The organism is Sediminibacterium sp. TEGAF015 (assembly GCF_025997995.1).
In the GTDB taxonomy this organism is placed as follows: Bacteria; Bacteroidota; Bacteroidia; order Chitinophagales; family Chitinophagaceae; genus Sediminibacterium.
The window spans coordinates 1,803,145-1,822,071 of record NZ_AP026683.1; the positions used below are offsets into that span (position 1 = coordinate 1,803,145).

17 protein-coding genes are annotated in these 18,927 nt (G+C 37.0%); 12 read left to right on the forward strand and 5 right to left on the reverse strand.

What is annotated here, in order from left to right; translation table 11 throughout:
* Positions 1 to 17: 17 nt before the first annotated feature.
* Positions 18 to 695 carry a hypothetical protein gene (locus TEGAF0_RS08145; protein ID WP_264897609.1) on the reverse strand — a complete coding sequence of 226 codons (678 nt, stop codon included), beginning with the start codon at positions 693 to 695 and terminating at the stop codon, positions 18 to 20.
* Between the two features lie 10 nt (positions 696 to 705).
* Positions 706 to 2,196 (reverse strand): RNA polymerase factor sigma-54, encoded by a 1,491-nt coding sequence (rpoN, locus tag TEGAF0_RS08150; RefSeq protein WP_264897610.1) that lies wholly within the window; start codon positions 2,194 to 2,196, stop codon positions 706 to 708.
* A gap of 46 nt (positions 2,197 to 2,242) precedes the next feature.
* Here rpoN and TEGAF0_RS08155 point away from each other — a divergent pair, with 46 nt between their 5' ends.
* Complete coding sequence (locus TEGAF0_RS08155; RefSeq protein ID WP_264897612.1) at positions 2,243 to 2,536, forward strand: hypothetical protein; 294 nt, start codon at positions 2,243 to 2,245, stop codon at positions 2,534 to 2,536.
* Here TEGAF0_RS08155 and TEGAF0_RS08160 read toward each other — a convergent pair whose 3' ends face one another.
* Positions 2,537 to 3,739 carry a DegT/DnrJ/EryC1/StrS family aminotransferase gene (locus TEGAF0_RS08160; protein ID WP_264897613.1) on the reverse strand — a complete coding sequence of 401 codons (1,203 nt, stop codon included), beginning with the start codon at positions 3,737 to 3,739 and terminating at the stop codon, positions 2,537 to 2,539.
* 63 nt (positions 3,740 to 3,802) lie between these two features.
* Here TEGAF0_RS08160 and TEGAF0_RS08165 point away from each other — a divergent pair, with 63 nt between their 5' ends.
* From TEGAF0_RS08165 to TEGAF0_RS08190, 6 genes are read left to right on the forward strand one after another with little or no spacing between them, the layout of a single operon-like run.
* Positions 3,803 to 4,453: a DsbA family protein gene (locus TEGAF0_RS08165; protein WP_264897614.1), complete on the forward strand. Its 651-nt coding sequence runs from the start codon at positions 3,803 to 3,805 to the stop codon at positions 4,451 to 4,453.
* 47 nt (positions 4,454 to 4,500) lie between these two features.
* On the forward strand, positions 4,501 to 4,905 hold the full coding sequence (locus tag TEGAF0_RS08170) for a DUF5606 family protein (protein WP_264897615.1): 405 nt from the start codon (positions 4,501 to 4,503) through the stop codon (positions 4,903 to 4,905).
* 41 nt (positions 4,906 to 4,946) lie between these two features.
* Complete coding sequence (locus TEGAF0_RS08175; protein WP_264897616.1) at positions 4,947 to 7,919, forward strand: glycoside hydrolase family 3 N-terminal domain-containing protein; 2,973 nt, start codon at positions 4,947 to 4,949, stop codon at positions 7,917 to 7,919.
* 60 nt (positions 7,920 to 7,979) lie between these two features.
* On the forward strand, positions 7,980 to 9,704 hold the full coding sequence (locus TEGAF0_RS08180; RefSeq protein WP_264897617.1) for a DUF4836 family protein: 1,725 nt from the start codon (positions 7,980 to 7,982) through the stop codon (positions 9,702 to 9,704).
* Entirely contained in the window at positions 9,704 to 10,351 is a 648-nt protein-coding gene (locus TEGAF0_RS08185) for an ATP-binding cassette domain-containing protein (protein WP_264897619.1), read from the forward strand. The genes TEGAF0_RS08180 and TEGAF0_RS08185 overlap by 1 nt, the downstream gene beginning before the upstream one ends.
* Before the next feature lie 2 nt (positions 10,352 to 10,353).
* Positions 10,354 to 11,532: an FtsX-like permease family protein gene (locus TEGAF0_RS08190; protein WP_264897621.1), complete on the forward strand. Its 1,179-nt coding sequence runs from the start codon at positions 10,354 to 10,356 to the stop codon at positions 11,530 to 11,532.
* Here the strand turns inward: TEGAF0_RS08190 and TEGAF0_RS08195 are convergent.
* The gene (locus tag TEGAF0_RS08195) at positions 11,523 to 12,569 is read right to left on the reverse strand and encodes a response regulator (protein ID WP_264897624.1); all 1,047 of its coding nucleotides are present in this window, start codon (positions 12,567 to 12,569) and stop codon (positions 11,523 to 11,525) included. The genes TEGAF0_RS08190 and TEGAF0_RS08195 overlap by 10 nt on opposite strands.
* Before the next feature lie 262 nt (positions 12,570 to 12,831).
* Between TEGAF0_RS08195 and TEGAF0_RS08200 the strand changes: the two genes are divergently transcribed.
* From TEGAF0_RS08200 to TEGAF0_RS08220, 5 genes are all read left to right on the forward strand, one after another.
* A complete protein-coding gene (locus TEGAF0_RS08200) occupies positions 12,832 to 13,338 on the forward strand; it encodes a hypothetical protein (protein ID WP_264897625.1) in 507 nt (168 codons plus the stop codon).
* A gap of 678 nt (positions 13,339 to 14,016) precedes the next feature.
* Complete coding sequence (locus tag TEGAF0_RS08205) at positions 14,017 to 14,808, forward strand: sensor histidine kinase (protein ID WP_264897627.1); 792 nt, start codon at positions 14,017 to 14,019, stop codon at positions 14,806 to 14,808.
* On the forward strand, positions 14,805 to 15,464 hold the full coding sequence (locus TEGAF0_RS08210) for a response regulator transcription factor (RefSeq protein ID WP_264897629.1): 660 nt from the start codon (positions 14,805 to 14,807) through the stop codon (positions 15,462 to 15,464). Before TEGAF0_RS08205 ends, TEGAF0_RS08210 begins: the two co-directional genes overlap by 4 nt.
* Positions 15,465 to 15,477: 13 nt before the next feature.
* A complete protein-coding gene (gene porZ, locus TEGAF0_RS08215) occupies positions 15,478 to 17,775 on the forward strand; it encodes a type IX secretion system anionic LPS delivery protein PorZ (RefSeq protein WP_264897630.1) in 2,298 nt (765 codons plus the stop codon).
* A complete protein-coding gene (locus TEGAF0_RS08220; RefSeq protein WP_264897631.1) occupies positions 17,765 to 18,319 on the forward strand; it encodes a GNAT family N-acetyltransferase in 555 nt (184 codons plus the stop codon). The genes porZ and TEGAF0_RS08220 overlap by 11 nt, the downstream gene beginning before the upstream one ends.
* Here TEGAF0_RS08220 and TEGAF0_RS08225 read toward each other — a convergent pair.
* The gene (locus TEGAF0_RS08225) at positions 18,285 to 18,896 is read right to left on the reverse strand and encodes a flavin reductase family protein (protein WP_264897633.1); all 612 of its coding nucleotides are present in this window, start codon (positions 18,894 to 18,896) and stop codon (positions 18,285 to 18,287) included. The genes TEGAF0_RS08220 and TEGAF0_RS08225 overlap by 35 nt on opposite strands.
* Between the last annotated feature and the right edge of the window lie 31 nt (positions 18,897 to 18,927).

The window sequence follows — 18,927 nt, forward strand, 5'->3', positions numbered from 1 at the left end:
CACTCAATGCCCTTAGATTACATCACAAAGTAATATGACAATAGCTGGCTTAAGATGCCAGCAGCCAGACCTGTATAAATTTCTTTTGTATTGTGTTCATTCAACAAAAGGCGTGCGGTTGTAACGCAGCCCGCCAGTAACAAGGAAGCAGCAATGGCTACACCATCCATCTTCTGATAGTGGAGAGTCGTTAATATTACCGCGGTTACCAATCCCCCTGCGCCCATAGCATGCATACTTATTTTAAACTGATTATTGGCAAGCAAACCCATTACAGAACAGATGAAAATTCCAGTATAAAAAAATTGGAGTACAATAGGCTGGTCTGGAAAATTACGGCTTAGATAATGCATCCACCAGTAAAAAAACATGGTAATGATATAGGGTACAATTCTTTCCTTCTGCGTTCTTAAATAAATACCATCACTGAATTTTAATCGCCACAATAGAAAAACAGCAAAAGCAGGAAAAAAAGCTGTCATCCAGAAAACACCGAATACACGAAGTTTCAGTTGCCATTCTGTAATGCCTGCAAATTCATAAGGATAAGCCTGAGTTAGGTATAAAAAAAAGTAAGTAGGAACAAACAATGGATGAAATACAAATGACAAAAATTTAGCCAGGAACAGCAATGGCTTTGGTCTCTGCTCTATAGCTTCAGACAAAATAGGTTTGGTATCTGATAAATTTGACATGAATAGATAATTAAAGTTCTTTGCGCAATCTGGCTACAGGTACATTCAATTGCTCTCGGTATTTTGCTACTGTTCTTCTGGCAATATTATAACCCTTTTCCTGCAACATTTCTGTTAACACTTCATCGCTAAAAGGCTTATGCTTGTCTTCAGAAGCTATCATATCACTCAGGATCTTCTTCACTTCACGCGTACTCACTTCCTCACCGCTTTCTGTACTTAGTGATTCACTAAAGAAAAACTTTAAACGATACGTCCCGAATTCGGTCTGTACAAATTTACTATTGGCAACACGGCTAACGGTGGAAATATCAAGTCCAGTTACTTCTGCTATATCTTTTAAGATCATGGGGCGCAAAGTAGTTTCATCACCTGTCAGGAAAAAATCCTGCTGATATTTCATGATAGCACCCATGGTGCCAATAAGTGTATCCTGACGCTGCTTAATCATATCGATAAACCATTTGGCAGCATCAATTTTTTGCTTGATAAAGAGTACTGCCTCTTTTTGTCGTTTGTCTTTTTTACTCCCCTTCTCATACTCCTTTAGCATGTCTCTGTATCCTTCACTCACTCTTAAATCAGGTGCATTTTTAGCATTCAATGAGAGCTCCAGCGAACCATTATTGTTGATTACAAAAAAATCAGGGACAATATAGGTTTCTGCCTTATTCATTTCTCCAACATTCCCTCCCGGCTTAGGGTTCAGTTTAATTATCTGGCCAATTACTTCTTTAAGTTGATCATCAGACAATCCAAGACTTTTCTGAATTTTTTCGTAATGTTTCTTGGTAAATTCATCAAAGTATTTAGTTAGGATCTGAACTGCCAGTTCTACACTTTTACCTTCATCTGTTTTGCGTTTCAACTGAAGCAACAAACATTCTCGTAAATCTCTGGCAGCTATGCCCGCAGGATCAAACTGCTGGATTTGCACAATTATCGATTCTATTTCTTTTTCTTCAACAACGAGACTTTGCCTGAAAGCAAGATCATCTGCAATAGAAGACAACTCTCTTCTCAGGTAACCATCATCATCCAGGCTGCCAACAACTTGCTCAGCTATTTTGTAACTTCTTTCATCCAGTTCCAGCATTCCCAACTGATTCAACACCATCTCATGAAAACTGGTCTCTACTTTGATTGGTATGACTTTCTGATCATCCATTTCCGGATAGTTGTCATCCTTTGTTTTGTAATCAGCAATTTCTCCGTCATCATCGAGCACATATTCACTGATATCTACGTTATCATACTCCTCCAGGCTGCCATCAGGATCCGTATCATCTTCACCTGAATTATCAAACTCATCTTTTAAATCGTCCTGAAATTCTTCTTCATGTCCTTCTTCACCTTGTTCAAGCGCCGGATTTTCTTCCAATTCCTCTTTAATCCTTTCTTCTAAATTGGCAGTAGGCACCTGCAATAGTTTCATTAACTGAATCTGCTGTGGAGACAGTTTTTGAAGTAACTTTTGCTGTAGTGATTGACTGAGTGACATCTATTAATAATTACGCTGTAAATTTACACAGAATTATACCGAGACAATGCGTAAAAGGATTTGTTTGTTTGTGAATTTATCCCTAATGAGTGCAGCTATGCATGCTCAGGTGCAATTAATGAAAACTCATCAGAAAAACATCCCATCCAATTCATTTTTACAGAAGATGGATAGTTTGAAAAAGCAACCAGTTAAACTATTGCCACCTGACCATTATGTGAAAGGCCTTGGCTTTTTCTGCAAAAAAGAATTACAATTGGAAAAAGCAACCAAAATTCCTTTTCGCTTTAGATTAGGCTCTTTGGATTATGTCAATAAAATGGAAGGGAAAAATCAATAATTATTTTCCCAATACTTTATTGATGATAGCTGCCATTTTTGTTCCCTTTTCCTGGATCTGCTCTTCTGTCCAAACCAAACTGATGGCTGTAGAAATACATCTACTCATAATGGCATCACTTTGAGGAAATGCTGTCTGTGATAATTGCAACAAAGCATTGGTTTGATCGGCACTTAAACGATTAAGGGTTTGTGCATTTTTTAAATGATCCCATTTACTGATATAGTGCCAGTTGTTGGCGAACCAGTAAAAATTACCTGCCAGTACTCCCTGCTCCTTCATTTCCTGCACAACAGCTTGAGTGAGTTCTTTAGTTGGTAAAAACCAACTTAAAAAACTACAACTATCATCACCACCCTCAGGCACCACTCTGAAACTCAATTCTGGTATAGCTTCCAGGTGTTTCCTCAATGCATGATTGTTTTTCTTTTGCAGTTCCAGGAAATGACTCAGCTTTCTGATTTGAGCAAGTCCAACCGCAGCATGTAATTCGCTTATTCGATAGTTGTATCCGATGAATGGATGTAAATCAGCACCTCTGTCTACGCCTAAATGATCGTGACCATGGTCGGTGTATCCGTCTGCTTTGATATAGATGTCTGAATGATTAGTCATTACCACTCCCCCCTCGGCACAGGTAATCATTTTAACAAAATCAAAACTAAAAGTACCTGCATCTCCAATCGTGCCAAGGGCTTTACCCTTATAGGTTCCGCCAATACTCTGGCAGGCATCTTCCAATAAAAGTAAATTATGTGCTTTACAGATGGATGACAGCGCATCCAGATTGGCCATACTGCCACACATATGAACAGGCATCACACATTTGGTTCTTGGCGTAATAGCGTTTTTAACTGCAACAGGATCAAGTGTCAATGTTTCATCCACTTCAACCAACACTGGTATTGCCCCTACACTTAATACTGCTTCAAAACTGGCAACAAAAGTAAAACTAGGCATGATTACTTCATCGCCTGCACCAATACCCAAAGCTGCCATGGCTGTGGTTAGTGCAGCGGTACCCGATGAAGTTAACTGTGCATATTTACAACCGAAAGTTTCGGTAATAGCCTGCTCCAGCTCTTTGGCTTTCCAGATTCCTTTTCTAGGACCGTCAAATCCATAACGCATTAAAATACCTGTTTCCAGCACATCATTTACTTCCTTTCTTTCCTCAGCACCAAAAAGTTCAAAACCTGGCATAACCTACTATTTACTTGTTAAAACAATATGCAAAGCTATAGAATCCCTGCCTATTTTTGCAAAATGAAACCAATACTATTCTATTGTTATGATGCTTATTGTGGTTGGTGTTACGGCTTCAGCCCAGTTATGAAACAGCTGGCAGCCGTATTTCCTGATTTACAAATTGAAGTTTTATCGGGGGGTATGGTTTTACCCGAAAGTCCCGTACATATTAGCGCAACCGCATCCTACATTCAATCTGCTTACAAAACAGTAGAAGAATACAGCGGTGTTACATTCGGACCTGATTATTTGTGGCATATTAATAACCCTGAATTAAGTGATTGGTTTCCCAATTCTGAAAAGCCAGCCATTGCCTTATGTATTTTTAAAGAATTGCATCCGGAAAAGCAAGTATTATTTGCAGCGGAGTTACAATATGCTTTGCACTTTGAAGGAAGGGATTTAACAGACAATGAAGCCTACCGGCATTTACTGGAAAAGTATGAAATAGATGCTGATGAATTTTATGAGAAGCTGAACAGCGAGGAGTATCAGGAAAAAGCCAAATATGAATTTGCACTCGTAAAGCAATTGCAGGTTACAGGCTTCCCTTGTGTGCTACTTCAAGAATCTGCTACTAAGTTCCATCTACTCGCAAGAGGATTTACCCCTTTTGCCGAATTAAAACCAAGATTGGATAGAGCATTGGAAACAATTGGACAATCCTAACCATCGGGAGAACAAAATCCTTTACTTTGCAACTCAATTTTAATGATATGGAATATAACAAACTGATATCGGTTACTGGAATGAGTGGATTATTTGAAATGATTAGCAGCAAAAATGATGGTGCAATTGTAAAATCACTTGATGACAACAGCACCAAATTTGTAAGCAGCAGAGTTCACAATTTTTCACATCTGGAAAGTATTGAAGTATACACCATTAGAGAAAATGTAAACCTGGCTGATGTATTCAAGGCTATGGAAGCAAGTACCGAAAATTTACCTGCTGAAAAAGATCAGGCTGCCACAAAAGCTTATTTCCAGAAGGTTTATCCTGATATGGATTTTGACAGAGTGTACGCAAGCGACATGAAGAAAATGGTAAAATGGTTTCGCGTACTGAAAGCAAATGATGTAAAAATCGAGTTGACCGAAGCACCTGAAGAGGCTGAATAATCCCTTGCATTTCATACCTTGTGACATCAATTGCACGTTGTATGAAAAGATGGATCTACTTCTTACTGTTATTGGTATTGGCAAATACCAATGCGATGGCTCAAAAGTTTTATGAAGAAACGCCTGATGCCATCAAATGGGTTAATAAAAAATTCAAAAAGCTCAATAAAGACGAAAAAATTGCGCAGCTGATGATCATTCGGGCCCATAGTAACCTGGGTGAAGATCATGTAGCCAAAGTAACTGAGACTATCCGCAAATACAATGTGGGTGGTCTTTGTTTTTTCCAGGGAGGTCCGGTAAGACAAGCCCTCTTAACCAATAAATACCAATCGCTGGCTAAAACCCCCTTGATGATTAGTATCGACGGCGAATGGGGGTTGGGTATGCGCTTAGACAGTGTAATCAATTTTCCAAGACAATTAATGATGGGGGCAGTTAGCAATGCCGATCTGATTTATCAGTTTGGCAAAGCAGTAGGCGAGCAATGTAAAAGAATGGGGATTCACGTTAATTATGCGCCAGATATCGACATCAATAACAACCCATTGAATCCTGTTATCAACGACAGAAGCTTTGGAGAAGACAAGTTTAAAGTAGCCCTTTTTGGAACAACCTATATGCGCGGCATGCAGGATGTAGGGGTAATGGCAACCGGCAAACATTTTCCAGGTCACGGTGATGTAGCAGTGGATAGTCACTATGATCTTCCAGTAATTAATAAATCAAAAGCACAACTGGATGAATTGGAATTATATCCATTCCGTGAATTAATCAAAGCAGGCCTGGGCAGTATGATGACTGCGCATCTCTTTATTCCGGCTTTGGATAGCAGCGCCAACAGAGCAGCAACGCTTTCCAGAAATAGCATCAATGGACTGCTTAAAAACGAACTTGGATTTAAAGGTTTAAGTTTCACTGATGCACTAGAAATGAAAGGGATTACCAAATTCTTCCCTTCCGGTGAAGCATCTGTTGAAGCATTAATTGCAGGAAATGATATGCTTTGTTTGCCAGAAGACATTCCCGGTACAATAACTAAAATCAAACAGGCAATTGACGAGGGAAGATTGAGCTGGGAATCCATTGACGCAAGTGTAAAAAAAGTTTTACTGGCAAAATATCATCTTGGACTCAACAAGATTTCAAAAATTGATACCACCAATCTGGTAAACGACTTAAATGTTCAAACCAATTTGATAAAAACGCAATTGAGTAAAAATGCCATCACGCTATTAAAAAAAGAAAACAATCTTTCCTTCCCAATAAAAAAGGGGCAGAAAATTGCCTATGTTGCCATTGGAGCACCCGGAGAAAACACAATCTCAACAGAATTAAGTAAAACCTATAATGCAACTGTTTACTTATTTGGAACAAGAGCCAGTGTTGGCAAACAATTAATGGATGATATGTCTGCCAATCAGATTCCTGCTGATAAAGCAGACAGCAGTTCAGCAAAACAGTTGATTGAAAAAATTAAAAAACAAGGTTTCGACCTTGTAATTGTAGGTATGCACAATTATAGCAGAAGGCCTGCAAAAAATTTTGGTTTGAACAATGCTGCTGTGTATTTACTGAACGGATTACAATCCTTCCAGACAGTAACGCTTTATTTTGGAAATCCCTATGCAATTGCCAACTCAACCAATGCGCCTAACCTCATTGCATGCTATGAAGACGATGATATTACACAGGAAACTGCCTTTGATATCCTCTCTGGAAGAGCAGATGCAAAAGGGATTTTACCAGTAAGCATTTCACCTGAACTAGTATATGGCAATTCCATTACTTACCAGCATTATTTCCCTAAAGTACAGCCCTGGGAAGTAGGCCTGGATGCCAACAAGCTTAGCAAAATAGATTCTATAGCCAATGATGCTGTAACCAAAGGCGCTGTTCCAGGATGCGTAGTATTGGTAGCAAGAAAGGGCAAAATTGCTTACCACAAAGCATTTGGATATACCAATACAGACAAGAAAGAATCAGTAAACAAAGACATGATTTACGATCTGGCTTCTGTTACCAAAGTATCCGCTACAACTATGGCCATCATGAAGCTGGTAGAGGAACAAAAAATAGATCTTGAAAAAACCTTAGGCGATTACCTCCCCATGACCAGAAACTCTGATAAAGCCGGTTTAAAAATAAAAGACATATTACTTCACCAGGCTGGGCTGAAATCTTTTATTACTTTCTATAAAGAACTAATTGATAGTGTGAATGGCAAGCCATTACCAGCTTATTTCAGAGCTGAAGCATCAGAAGGATTCAATACAAGGGTTGCAGAAAATCTATATCTAAGAAACGACTGGAAAGACACGATTTATCAGCGGATTCTCTCTAGTCCACTAACTCCTGCTGGCAACTATATTTACAGCGACAATGATTTTATTTTCCTGGCCGCAGTTGTAGAATCTGTTACCGGAAAAAATATCCATGCATACACCAAACAAATGTTCTACGATCCATTGGGCATGACTACCACAGGATTTACTCCCAGAAACTATTTCCCTTTAAATACCCTGGTTCCTACTGAAGATGAAAAACATTTCAGACAACAAATGATGCGCGGGGATGTACATGATGAAGGGGCTTCTTTATTCGGGGGGATTGCAGGTCATGCCGGACTTTTCAGCAACGCCTACGACCTGGCTAAAATTTACCAGATGTTATTAAATGGGGGAACCATCAACAACCAACAATTTTTGCAGCCTTCTACCATTAAAAACTTTACTGCTTATAATAGCAATATCAGCCGTAGAGGACTGGGCTTTGATAAACCAGAAAAAGACAACGATAGCCGAAAAGACCCCTATCCTTCCCGATTTGTTTCACCAAACACTTTTGGGCATACCGGATTTACCGGCACCTGCGTTTGGGTAGACCCTGATGCAGACTTAGTGTATATTTTCCTGTCGAACAGGGTAACCCCAACCAGGAACAATACACTATTCGGGAGAATGAATGTGCGTCCAAATATCCAGGAGGCCATTTATCAGGCAATTATGAATTAACATCATATTTCTATATAAATCTGTCAGCAAGAATTACCTTCATGGAATAATTCTTTGCACATGAAACGCTGTTTAACGCATATTTTGTCAGTTGCTGTACTTGGCCTTGTATTTACTTCCTGCAGCAATAAAGCCCCAAAAGAGAGCAGATTAATTCCTAAAGATGCTGCTGTTGTTATAAGTATTGACCCGGAGGCACTAAAAAATAAGCTTCAGAATGGAGGCATAAGCTTGGATAGCCTTTGGGCTGCCGGGTTTGAAAAAGATTCAACCAGCAAGGAAGACCAGCAGAAGATTGCTGACCTTAGAAACGCAGCAGGAATTAACTGGAGTGAGAAAATTCACTTCTTTACTTTTTTCCAGGAGGAAAATAAAAAAGCAAACGTATACAATCTTCTTTTCAGCCTTACCGACAGTGCTGCTTTTAAAAAATACATTGCTGAATTAAAATGGGAGCGTAAAACAGCTATTGAAAAAAATAAGGAATTCGATTACCTAAGCTTATCAAATGATAATGTACTGGCTTGGAATGATAAGCATGCCTTAGTCATGTTTTATGAAAACAAAATAATTCCCTATTATGATTCAGTGAATATGCGTTTTGTTATCCCAGAGAAAAAGGATAAAAAGAAGGAAGTACTTGAAGAACTCACCAAACTTTTCACGCAGAAAGAGTCATCATCTTTAGCATCTGTAAAAGAATTTGGCAAAATGTTTTCTGAAAAATCAGAAGGATATTTCTTTGCCAGCTCAGGAAGCACACTCAATGTATTGAGCGGAATGCCGCTGCAGTTACCGAAGCTAGAAGAGCTAATCAGCAATAATTACACTACTGCAACGCTGAGCTTTGACGAGGGCAAAATAATTGCCAAATCGGTTACGCATACCAATCCATTATTAAGCAGCATTTTGAAAAAATACGCTGGACCTACTGTAAATACATCCCTAATTGACCAGTATCCCTCTCAGAACATCAATGCAATTATAATGGCATCATTTAATCCACAGATTTTCGGAGGACTGCTGAAAGAGCTGGAAGTAGAGAGCCTTTTAAATCAAATTTTAGCCAAATCAGGGATTAGTGCCGCTGAAATGTATGGAGCAATCAAAGGAGATATTGCTGTTGTAATCTCAGACCTAGGAATTGGTGCCAATGAACCTGATAAAAGAAAAGACGAATTGGCTATGGTAAATAAGAAACCGATTGGAAAAATGATTTTAAATATTCCAGCAGGAAACAAAGAAAATTTCTTGAAACTGATGAATAAAATAGCCGATCAGGGATTCATCCGAAAAGCTGGCAACGAATTCAAATCAGCAGAATTATTCGGACAGATGGGCATTTATCTGGTTGCCAACGAACAGGGGATTATTATTGCAAGTGACTCATTAACTTACGCTCAATATAAAACGGGAGGCAATAAATCAACTATTAATAAAGAAGCGCTTGATTATTTCAAGGGAAAGTCTACTGTTATGTATGTAGATATAGCCAACACATTAAATGGATTCCTGAAAGACAGTTCCGGTGGCTATAATAATTCCGTGTCAACAGCTAGAAATACAATCAAGGATATAGTAGGCTCGTCAGAAAATTATAATGACAATAAAATTGTTTCTGTTTTAGAAATCAACATGCTAAACCAAAAGCAAAACAGTCTAGTAACTTTAGTGAGTTTACTTACAAATATTGCAGTTGATACCAGGAGCATAGCCAAAAGGGAAAAAGAGATGGAAGAAAAGCTTTTCCCTTCCAGTATACCAACTGTAATCAGGGCCAACTAATGAATTTCGAATTAGAATTTGTAGTTCCAAAAGCCATTGCTGACAGACCTTCCATATCAAAATCTGATATATGGGGGCAGAAAATCAGTTTTGAAAAAGGGAAGAATATAAAAATAACTGCCCCCAGTGGTACAGGGAAAACTACCCTTGTGCATATACTATATGGCTTAAATAAAAATTATTCTGGCCGAATCAGTTACAATCAACAGGACCTGGCAACCATCAATCCAATTGAATTGTCAAGACTAAGGCAATCCCATTGGAGTATCGTATTTCAGGACTTAAAATTATTTCCAGCCATTTCAGCAAGCGAGAACATTGAATTGAAAAGAAGCATGCATACAACAGCTGTGAAAGCAGCTGAGATTGAATGTATGGCTGATGCCCTGGGACTTCAATCTATACTTGATCAACCTGCTGGAACTTGCAGCTATGGGGAGCAACAGAGAATTGCCATTTTAAGGGCACTCATGCAACCGTTTGATTTTCTTATTCTTGATGAACCATTCAGTCATTTAGACATCAACAATAAAAAAAAGGCCGCTCAACTTATTCAGGCAGAATGTTTAAAAAGAGGTGCCGGATTGATTATTACCGACCTGGATCTGGATATGTATTTTGATTATCAGGAAAGCTTAAATCTATAATATTGTTTCACAGTCTACTTAGGAAACTTATTCTTAATCAATCAGGCAAATCAAAAATATTAGTAGCCAGATTGGGATTAACGATTGCTATATTTTTATTGTTTACTGCTATACAAATACAGAGTAATTACGATTTTCTGTTAAACAATTCATCCAATAAAGATAGTATTGGTGATTTCCTAGTAATAAACAAAATACTCAACAATGAAACGATTGGGAACACAGTCATAGACAGTACTTTGCTTTCGAAACTTAAAGAGCAGCCATTTACTGAAGAGATTGGTCTACTTTCGCCAAGCCGGTTTAAAGCCAGTATACAGAGTATAAGTGACCGGTTCCCATTCTACACAGATATTTCATTTGAAAGTATTCCGAATACATTTATAGATATTAAAAACATAGATTTTAGCTGGAGGCCCGATGCGGATTTTGTTCCGGTAATTGTACCTAATATGTTTTTAGACATCTATAATTTTCAATTTTCTATTTCACAAAATTTACCACAACTAAGTCCGGAAATAGTAAAAATGATTGTTTTTAAAATTACGGTTTATAGTGACAAGGAGCCTGTTCATTTTAATGCAAAAATTGTGGGATTCAGTGACCGGATCGCTTCAATGCTGGTTCCAACACAATTTATTCAATGGGGTAATCAATATGCAGGAACCATTGAAAAAAACGCAGTATCAAGGTTAGTAATTAAAACAAAAGACCCATCGAATCCTGCCATTTCCCGGTTTTTTAAAGAAAACAATCTGGACACGAATGACGATAAACTAAGATTCAGCAAGTACAGAAAGATTATAGATACAGTTGTAAGTATTGCAGGATTCACCGGATTAATTATGCTAATATTTTCATTGTTAATATTTACCCTTTTTATTCAGCTAAACATTGCAAACAGCAAGGAGGAAATTGGCCTGTTAATTATACTTGGGGCCTCTCCTTTTCAACTCTCCAGATTTTTATTCCGGCGTTTTTTTCCAGGAAATCTATTAAGCATTTTAGCAAGCATTTTGCTTGTAAGCACGCTTCAATTCATATTGAAAAACCTCCTTGAAACACAGGCAATTTTTATTCCTTCCTTTATTTCTATTTCAACTGCTATTACAGGAATTTTTCTGATTATGCTTCTTTGGATTATCACAGCCAGAACAATCAAAAAATATATCTATCTGTAAGTATTAAAAATCTCTTTTACCATTTCCAAAGAAAGTGGCTTTGTTATATAATCCACTACCATAGGGAATTCACGGGATTTATCTCTATCGTAAGTATCAATAGAAGAAGACAGCACAATTACTTTTGAGTTCACTGTATAATGTTGATAATGAAGCAGAAAATCCCATCCACTACTAAATGGGAAATTAACATCAAGCAGAATTAAAAATTCTCCGGAATGATCATTAGCCTGCAAGAAAGTTTCAGCAGATGAAATAGTATCAAAAACCATCACTTCCATATTCGGATCTACCATTTGTATAATCCGTTTATTGATAATATTTGTCAATGCATCATCGTCAATCAGAATCACTTTTTTGTACTGCTGATTTCTTTTGTAAAAATTAAAATACCCGTCTGTTTGATTAAAGGAAAGCTTGTGGTTTATTTTAAAAATAGTGCTATTGATTACCTGTATAGATTTTCTAGCCGCACTGATCATATCATTCCTTTCTCTCACATTAATCTCAGGATTGTCAAGCACTTGAACTATTGACTGAATTTTGGCATACTCATGTCTTAACTCGTGCGAAGTGATAAAAGACAATTCGCGAAATGTTTTATCATTTTTCTTTTGCTGATGTTCAAACCACAAAATATCTGACATATCTGTCATGATACCCGTAACACAATTCACATTATGATCCAATATCATTTTTCCGCATCGCACATTGTACACTTTACTTGTGAGATGTTTAGTTACAAATCGAATATTTTCTCCTTCAGGATTAAAGAACATAGGATCAGGAGAAGTGAGTAATTTTTCCAATAGATGTCTGTCATCATCATGAACCATTTGAAATAATAAATCAAAGGAAATGATTGTTTCAGCGCTAGTATCATCACTGAACAAAGCTTTAAAATGACTATTGTAAAACAGAAATTCTTGCTTTTGCTGACTCGCTAAAAAAAGTGCATTCTGGGATAGCGTGAAAAATGATTTCAAAGCTTCTAATGCACAGCTTATTTGTCCCGGGAATACTTGATTTTTATCCATATAATCACCAAAACAGGCTTGAATGATGAAATAAGCCCATTGATGCCGTAAAGGTTGTTTGCTTACGATTAATAAACTGTGGTACTCTTATATATATGTACCACGTGATTTCACCCTATTTTTTGTAGTGGTAAATTTAATAATTTGATTTTTAATTGTTTAGAAAGATAAATTTTTATTAATATTAAAACATATGATACTTTGTATGCTTTACTGAATTAATTTACATTCACAATCCTTGCAAACAATAAAATCGCTTATTATGAAAAATCTTATCTCAAAACGCTTTCTAGCCCTGGGAGTAATCGCATCGCTAAGTTTCGCGGCCTGTCAAAAAGCAGAAACGGAATCAAATCCATTACAATCGAACAAGAAAGATGCTGAAATGAATCTTGTTGGATCTGCCAATACCAATGCTAGTATCAATGGATTAATTTCAGAGTCTGATGCAGCCAAAATGCAGGAAACTTATAGAAAAAATTACAAAGGCAACAATTTCACGGAATATGTAGCTTTTGATGTAGAAGACATTGAAAAATTTGTGAAAGAAATTAAAACCAAATATAAATCAGATAAGGTTTATGTATATTTTGGTCAATACGATGAAAAAACTGCTCCCAAACCTGAATACAAAGGTCGTGTTTCTGTATTTTTCTTAGGAAACAACAAGAAAAGCTCTAGTGGCAATTTCAGAAGTCAAAATACTGGAGATCCAGGTGCACCTCCAGATGGATCTAACTACCTTAACCATGGTTCAATCTGGCCTTAATAGACTGATTAAAATTGGGTATAATTTAGTAGTTTCACACTAAAGCCTAAGAATGTTTCTATTCAATATTTACCTGCTGGTGCAAGCCAGCAGTTTTTTAGTTTGTATACTATTATATAAAACGTTGAAAAACACTCCTTTTAAGTATTTTTTACCGTTTTTATTTATTACGCTGTCAGTGGAACTTATTGGTTATTGGTTATTAACCAAAGGGATTCGCAACTATACCCTCTTTAATGTGTTTACCACATTCGAGTTTGTATTTTATGCCTTTTTATTTTCAAAACATTTAAAAACAACTGTTTTTAAAAAACTGACAATTGGATTTATCCCATTTTATTGCTTAATGGTTTTCCTGAATCTCCAATATATACAAGGCTATAATAATTTCCATACCTATACTTTTCTATTGGGCTCTTTTTTTGTAGTCTTATTTTGTTGTTTGTTTTTTTATGAATCAGTACTTCCCGAGCACCTTGATCATCCTTTGGCCAAACAGCCTTTCTTCTGGATATGCACAGGATTACTGCTATTTTATATGGGTTCTGTTATAATCAATGCCCTTTTTGAATACCTAAGAAGCTATGATTTACAGCAAGAGGGTAAAAAGATATATGGCTTGATCAACCAGAGTTTAAATGTAGTCTTATATTCATCCTTCATATACGCATTTATCTTATGCCGGAAAACCAGGAAGACATTCTCGTCACAATAATAATTTCTTCGGTATTTTTTGTCCTGTTGGCTGTTTTCCTGCTGGTGCTGTTGTATTTATTTCTTCGAAAACAAAGGCAAAATCAACGTGAGAAAGAAGAGATGAAAAATCAGTTTGAACAGACTATTATCAAATCGCAACTTGAGATACAAAATCAGACACTAACCTACATAGGATCTGAAATTCACGATAACCTGGTACAGATTATCTATTTGTCCATGCTGAGGATAGCCAACCTAAAAAAAGAAATAGATGAAACCGATAAGGATGAAATATATAATTTATTAAAAAAGGTATGGCACGATTTAAGAAATATTAGTCATAGCTTGATCAATACTAATTTTCACCAGATAGGATTTATTGAATCACTTGAGCAACTATTCCATAACATAGAAAAAACAGGAAAATATAAAACAATTTTACATGTTGATGAAGATGTGAACATGGATATGCTTGACAAAAGTGTTGACATCATATTATTCAGAATGATTCAAGAGATTTTAAACAACACACTAAAGCACGCTGCCTGTAATACAATTGAGGTTACTTTGAAAAATATAAACAATCAACTAAATATAGAAATAAAGGATAACGGAATTGGGTTTGATGTAAATAAAGCAAGAGAGTCAAGTGAAGGTGTAGGAATTAATAATATAATCAGTAGAGCCAGATTGATTAACGCAACCGTTACAATCAATAGCGTTATCAATCTGGGAACAACCGTAAATATCTTACTTAAAGCCAAAACAGCATGAAGACAACGGTAGCATTGGTAGATGATCATGAACTACTCAGATCAGGATTGGTAGGAATAATAAATTCGCTGGGCGACTTCGAAGTAATTTTTGAAGCGGGTAATGGTTTGGAGTTTATTAAAAAGGTAAACAAGAACAATCCACCAGACATTGTTTTATTAGATATAACCATGCCCGAAATGGATGGGTATGAAACTGCTGCATGGATAAGAAAAACACTTCCTTCAGTTAAGATACTGGTCTTAAGCATGCTATCAAACGATATGGCAATTATTCGTATGCTACGCAATGGAGTCAAGGGTTATATCATTAAAGACAGCAAGCCCCATGTTTTTAAAGAAGCAATGGAATCAATTCAAAAAAATGAATTTTACGTTAATGAATTGGTAAGAGACAAACTCATTAACTATGTTTCCAATGAAGAAGAAGACGGAAAGCAAACCCAGTCATTACTTAATATTTCCGAGCAGGAAGCCCATTTTTTGGAACTTCTATGTGCAGATAAATCATATAAAGAGATTGCAGATGAAATGTGTGTCAGTGTTAGAACTATAGATAATTACAGAGACAACCTTTTTAAAAAACTGGAAATAAAAACACGTGTTGGTCTTGTTTTGTTCGCTATTAAACAAGGCATTGCCAATATTCACGAATAAGCTCACTTCAACCATGTGCAGAATTGTCAATATAATCGTTGCATTGCTGTTATTGGCTAGTAAAGTTACGGCACAAAAAGCACCAGTTCCTATTGGCCAGTGGAGAGATCATTTAAATTATCAAACTACCATTCAGGTGGTAAAAGGAGATAAAATATATACAGCAACAGAGGCTGCTGTATTCTCCATAGATAAAGACTCAGAAATTAGTCGTTACAATAAGATAAACCGACTTAGTGATATAGGTGTACAGCAAATTGCATGGGATGAACTTAATCAGCAACTAATTGTAGCTTACAAAAACAGTAATCTGGATATATTAAAAAATGATCTTACCATTAACCTTGGCGATATTCAAAAAAGTAATATTGCAGGTGATAAAAGAATCAATGCGATTTACTGTTCTAATGGAAATGCATTTTTATCAACCGGCCTGGGAATAATAGTTGTTAATACAATTAAGTACGAAATAAGAGATACCTGGATAATTGGCAATAACGGAAATCAGGTTACCATAAATTCTTTTTCAGAAGACAGTCAGCGTTATTATGCAGCCACTGCCGAAGGATTAAAAAGTATTTTAAAAAGCAACACCAACCCTGCCAACTTTCAAAACTGGGGTATAGTTCCAACACCTTATGCAGGGAATATTTCTTTTACAGGCCTTCTGAATAATCAGCTCGTTATTACGCAAAGAGATAGCCTATTTATACAAGAAAACAACCAGTGGAAATTATTGTATCAGGAGGCAGGATGGTCCGTACTAAATACAACTATTTCTGAAAATAAAATTAGCATTTGCCTCAGAACAACCTCCGGTAATTCCAAAGTGGTAATGCTAAATAAAGACGGGAATATTGAAAAAATATTGGCAGCACCAGGTGTTATTTCATTGCCATTGTCAGCCATTGCTGCAGATGGGAAAATATGGGTTGCTGATCAGTTCGGAGGCCTATCTTCATTTAGCAGCAACAGTAATATTATAGAAAGATTTATACCAAATGGCCCAGACGGAATTCCATCAGGAGATATGGATTTCAATAATGGCAGGTTCCTACAAGGAACAGGTGCAGTAAATAATGCCTGGAATTATCTCTATAGAAGAGAAGGATTTATTGAATTTGTTGATGGGGTTTGGAAGAATACCGGAGCCATTAACACCCCTATACTAGATAGCGCCTTGGACATCATTACAATAAGCAGCAATCCTGCCAATCAAACTATCTGGGCTGGTAGTTATGGCGGAGGTCTAATTAAGATACAAGGCAATCAAATACAGATATTAAAGCAAAACAGTTCACTTGAAGCTGCAATAGGTGACCCGGGAAGTTATCGTGTTAGTAGTTTGGCATTAGACAAACAACAAAATTTATGGATAAGTAATTATGGTGCACCAAAACCACTAAAATTACTATCGAAAAATAATGAATGGGCTGGTTTTTCACCCCCAGTTACGCTTTTGGAAAATGCGCTGGCAAAGATTATTTCAGACGATGAAAACAGTCAGTTATGGATTCAAAGCCCCAAAGGCAATGGTCTTTTGGTATATCACTATGGAAATAATTTATTATCCGCAACGGATGACCGCTGGAAAATTTTTAAACAGGGTGCAGGAAATGGCAACTTGCCTTCAAACAATGTATTGAGTCTGGCAAAGGACATGGACAATACTATTTGGGTAGGCACAGATGATGGGATTGGCATTATTCAGTGCACGGACAATCCATTCAGCAACTGTGAGGCTATACTGCCAGTAATTCAACAGGACCAATTTGCCGGATATTTATTTAAAGGTCAGCAAGTTCAAAGTATTGCCGTTGACGGCGCAAACAGAAAATGGATCGGCACCCAGAATGGTGCATGGTTAATCAGCCCTGATGGAAAAAATACCATTCACCATTTTACAGTTACGAATAGTCCTTTATTCAGTAATGATGTTAAGAAAATTGGTATTGATCCATTAACTGGCGAAGTATATTTTGCAACATTCAATGGGTTGTGTAGTTTTCGTTCAACAGCAACGGAATCGAAGCAGCAACTGGATAATGTTCTTGTATTCCCTAATCCAGTTCCACCACAATTCAGCGGACAAATTGCTATCAGGGGGCTTACAGAAAATGCAATCGTCAAAATAACGGAACTGAATGGCCGATTGGTGTATCAAACCAGAAGCCTGGGTGGGCAGGCTATTTGGAACGGACTCGATTATAATGGAAGAAAAATTGCATCAGGAATTTATCTTGTGCTAGTAAAAGACAATAAAGGGATAGAAAACATTGCTACTAAAATAATTATCACCAGTGGCAGATAAGTATAACAGTAATATGACCAGACTAGAGTCAGCCCGTTTATTAATCAGACCCATGAGTATTATTGATGCGGCATTTATGCTTCAGCTCATGAACACATCAGGCTGGATTGAATTTATTGGAGACAGAAATGTAAAAGACAGAACAGCTGCCAGCAATTATATACTCACCAGAATCATTCCCAGTTATCATACCTATGGATTTGGATTATACCTGGTTCTTTTAAAACATTCAAGCAAACCTGTTGGTATTTGCGGTCTGGTAAAAAGAGAGGACTTGACGCATCCAGATCTTGGTTTTGCCATTTTACCTGAGCATGAAAACAAAGGATATATTTCAGAAGCCTGTCAAACGATTCTCGAATATGTTGAAAAGAATTTAACTATATCAACTATCTATGGCATTACTACCGAAAAGAATATTGCTGCCAAAAAAGTTTTGGAAAAACAAGGACTAACTTTTCTGCAAACAGTTCAGCTCCCTCAAAATCAACATGAATTTTTACTGTATGCTAAGGTTTTGCATAAGGAAGACGTTGCACCATAGTAGCATTGGCATATCCATCTAATCCGAGTGACAACATAGATCCGGCTTTCTCCAGATCAATAAATCCATCGGTTTGTACAAGGGATTCGCTAAGAAAAACATGCTGCAATGCTCCTATTACCAAGAAGGTCTGATTATGGGAAATGGGAACAATTTCAACCAGCTGAAGATGATACTTAACAGGTGACTCCTGTACAAAAGGAGCTGGAATACCTTCCTCAAATTGGGACGCTAATCCAACTGCCTCAAACTCATTTACTGCAGGTTCATATTTGGCACTGCTCTGATGTGCTTTTTGGAAAATATCTTCTGTGATATGATTCACTGTATAGTGCTGCACATCTTTAATGTTCTGGATGCTATCCGGCGCTGCTGGCAACGGACGATTGATATAGCCAATTAATGCAGGATCTGCACCCAGATGTACAATATTGCTGATAACAGATAAGTTGGGAACACCTTCTTTACTAACAGTTCCCACCAAGCTTACCGGTTTAAATCCGGAAAGGCAATTAATAAAATTAGCGCGATAAAAACGCTCCCATTTTTGTATTTCACCTAAAGAATATAGCCGCATGAAATATATAATGTCTGAGTTGCTGAATTGT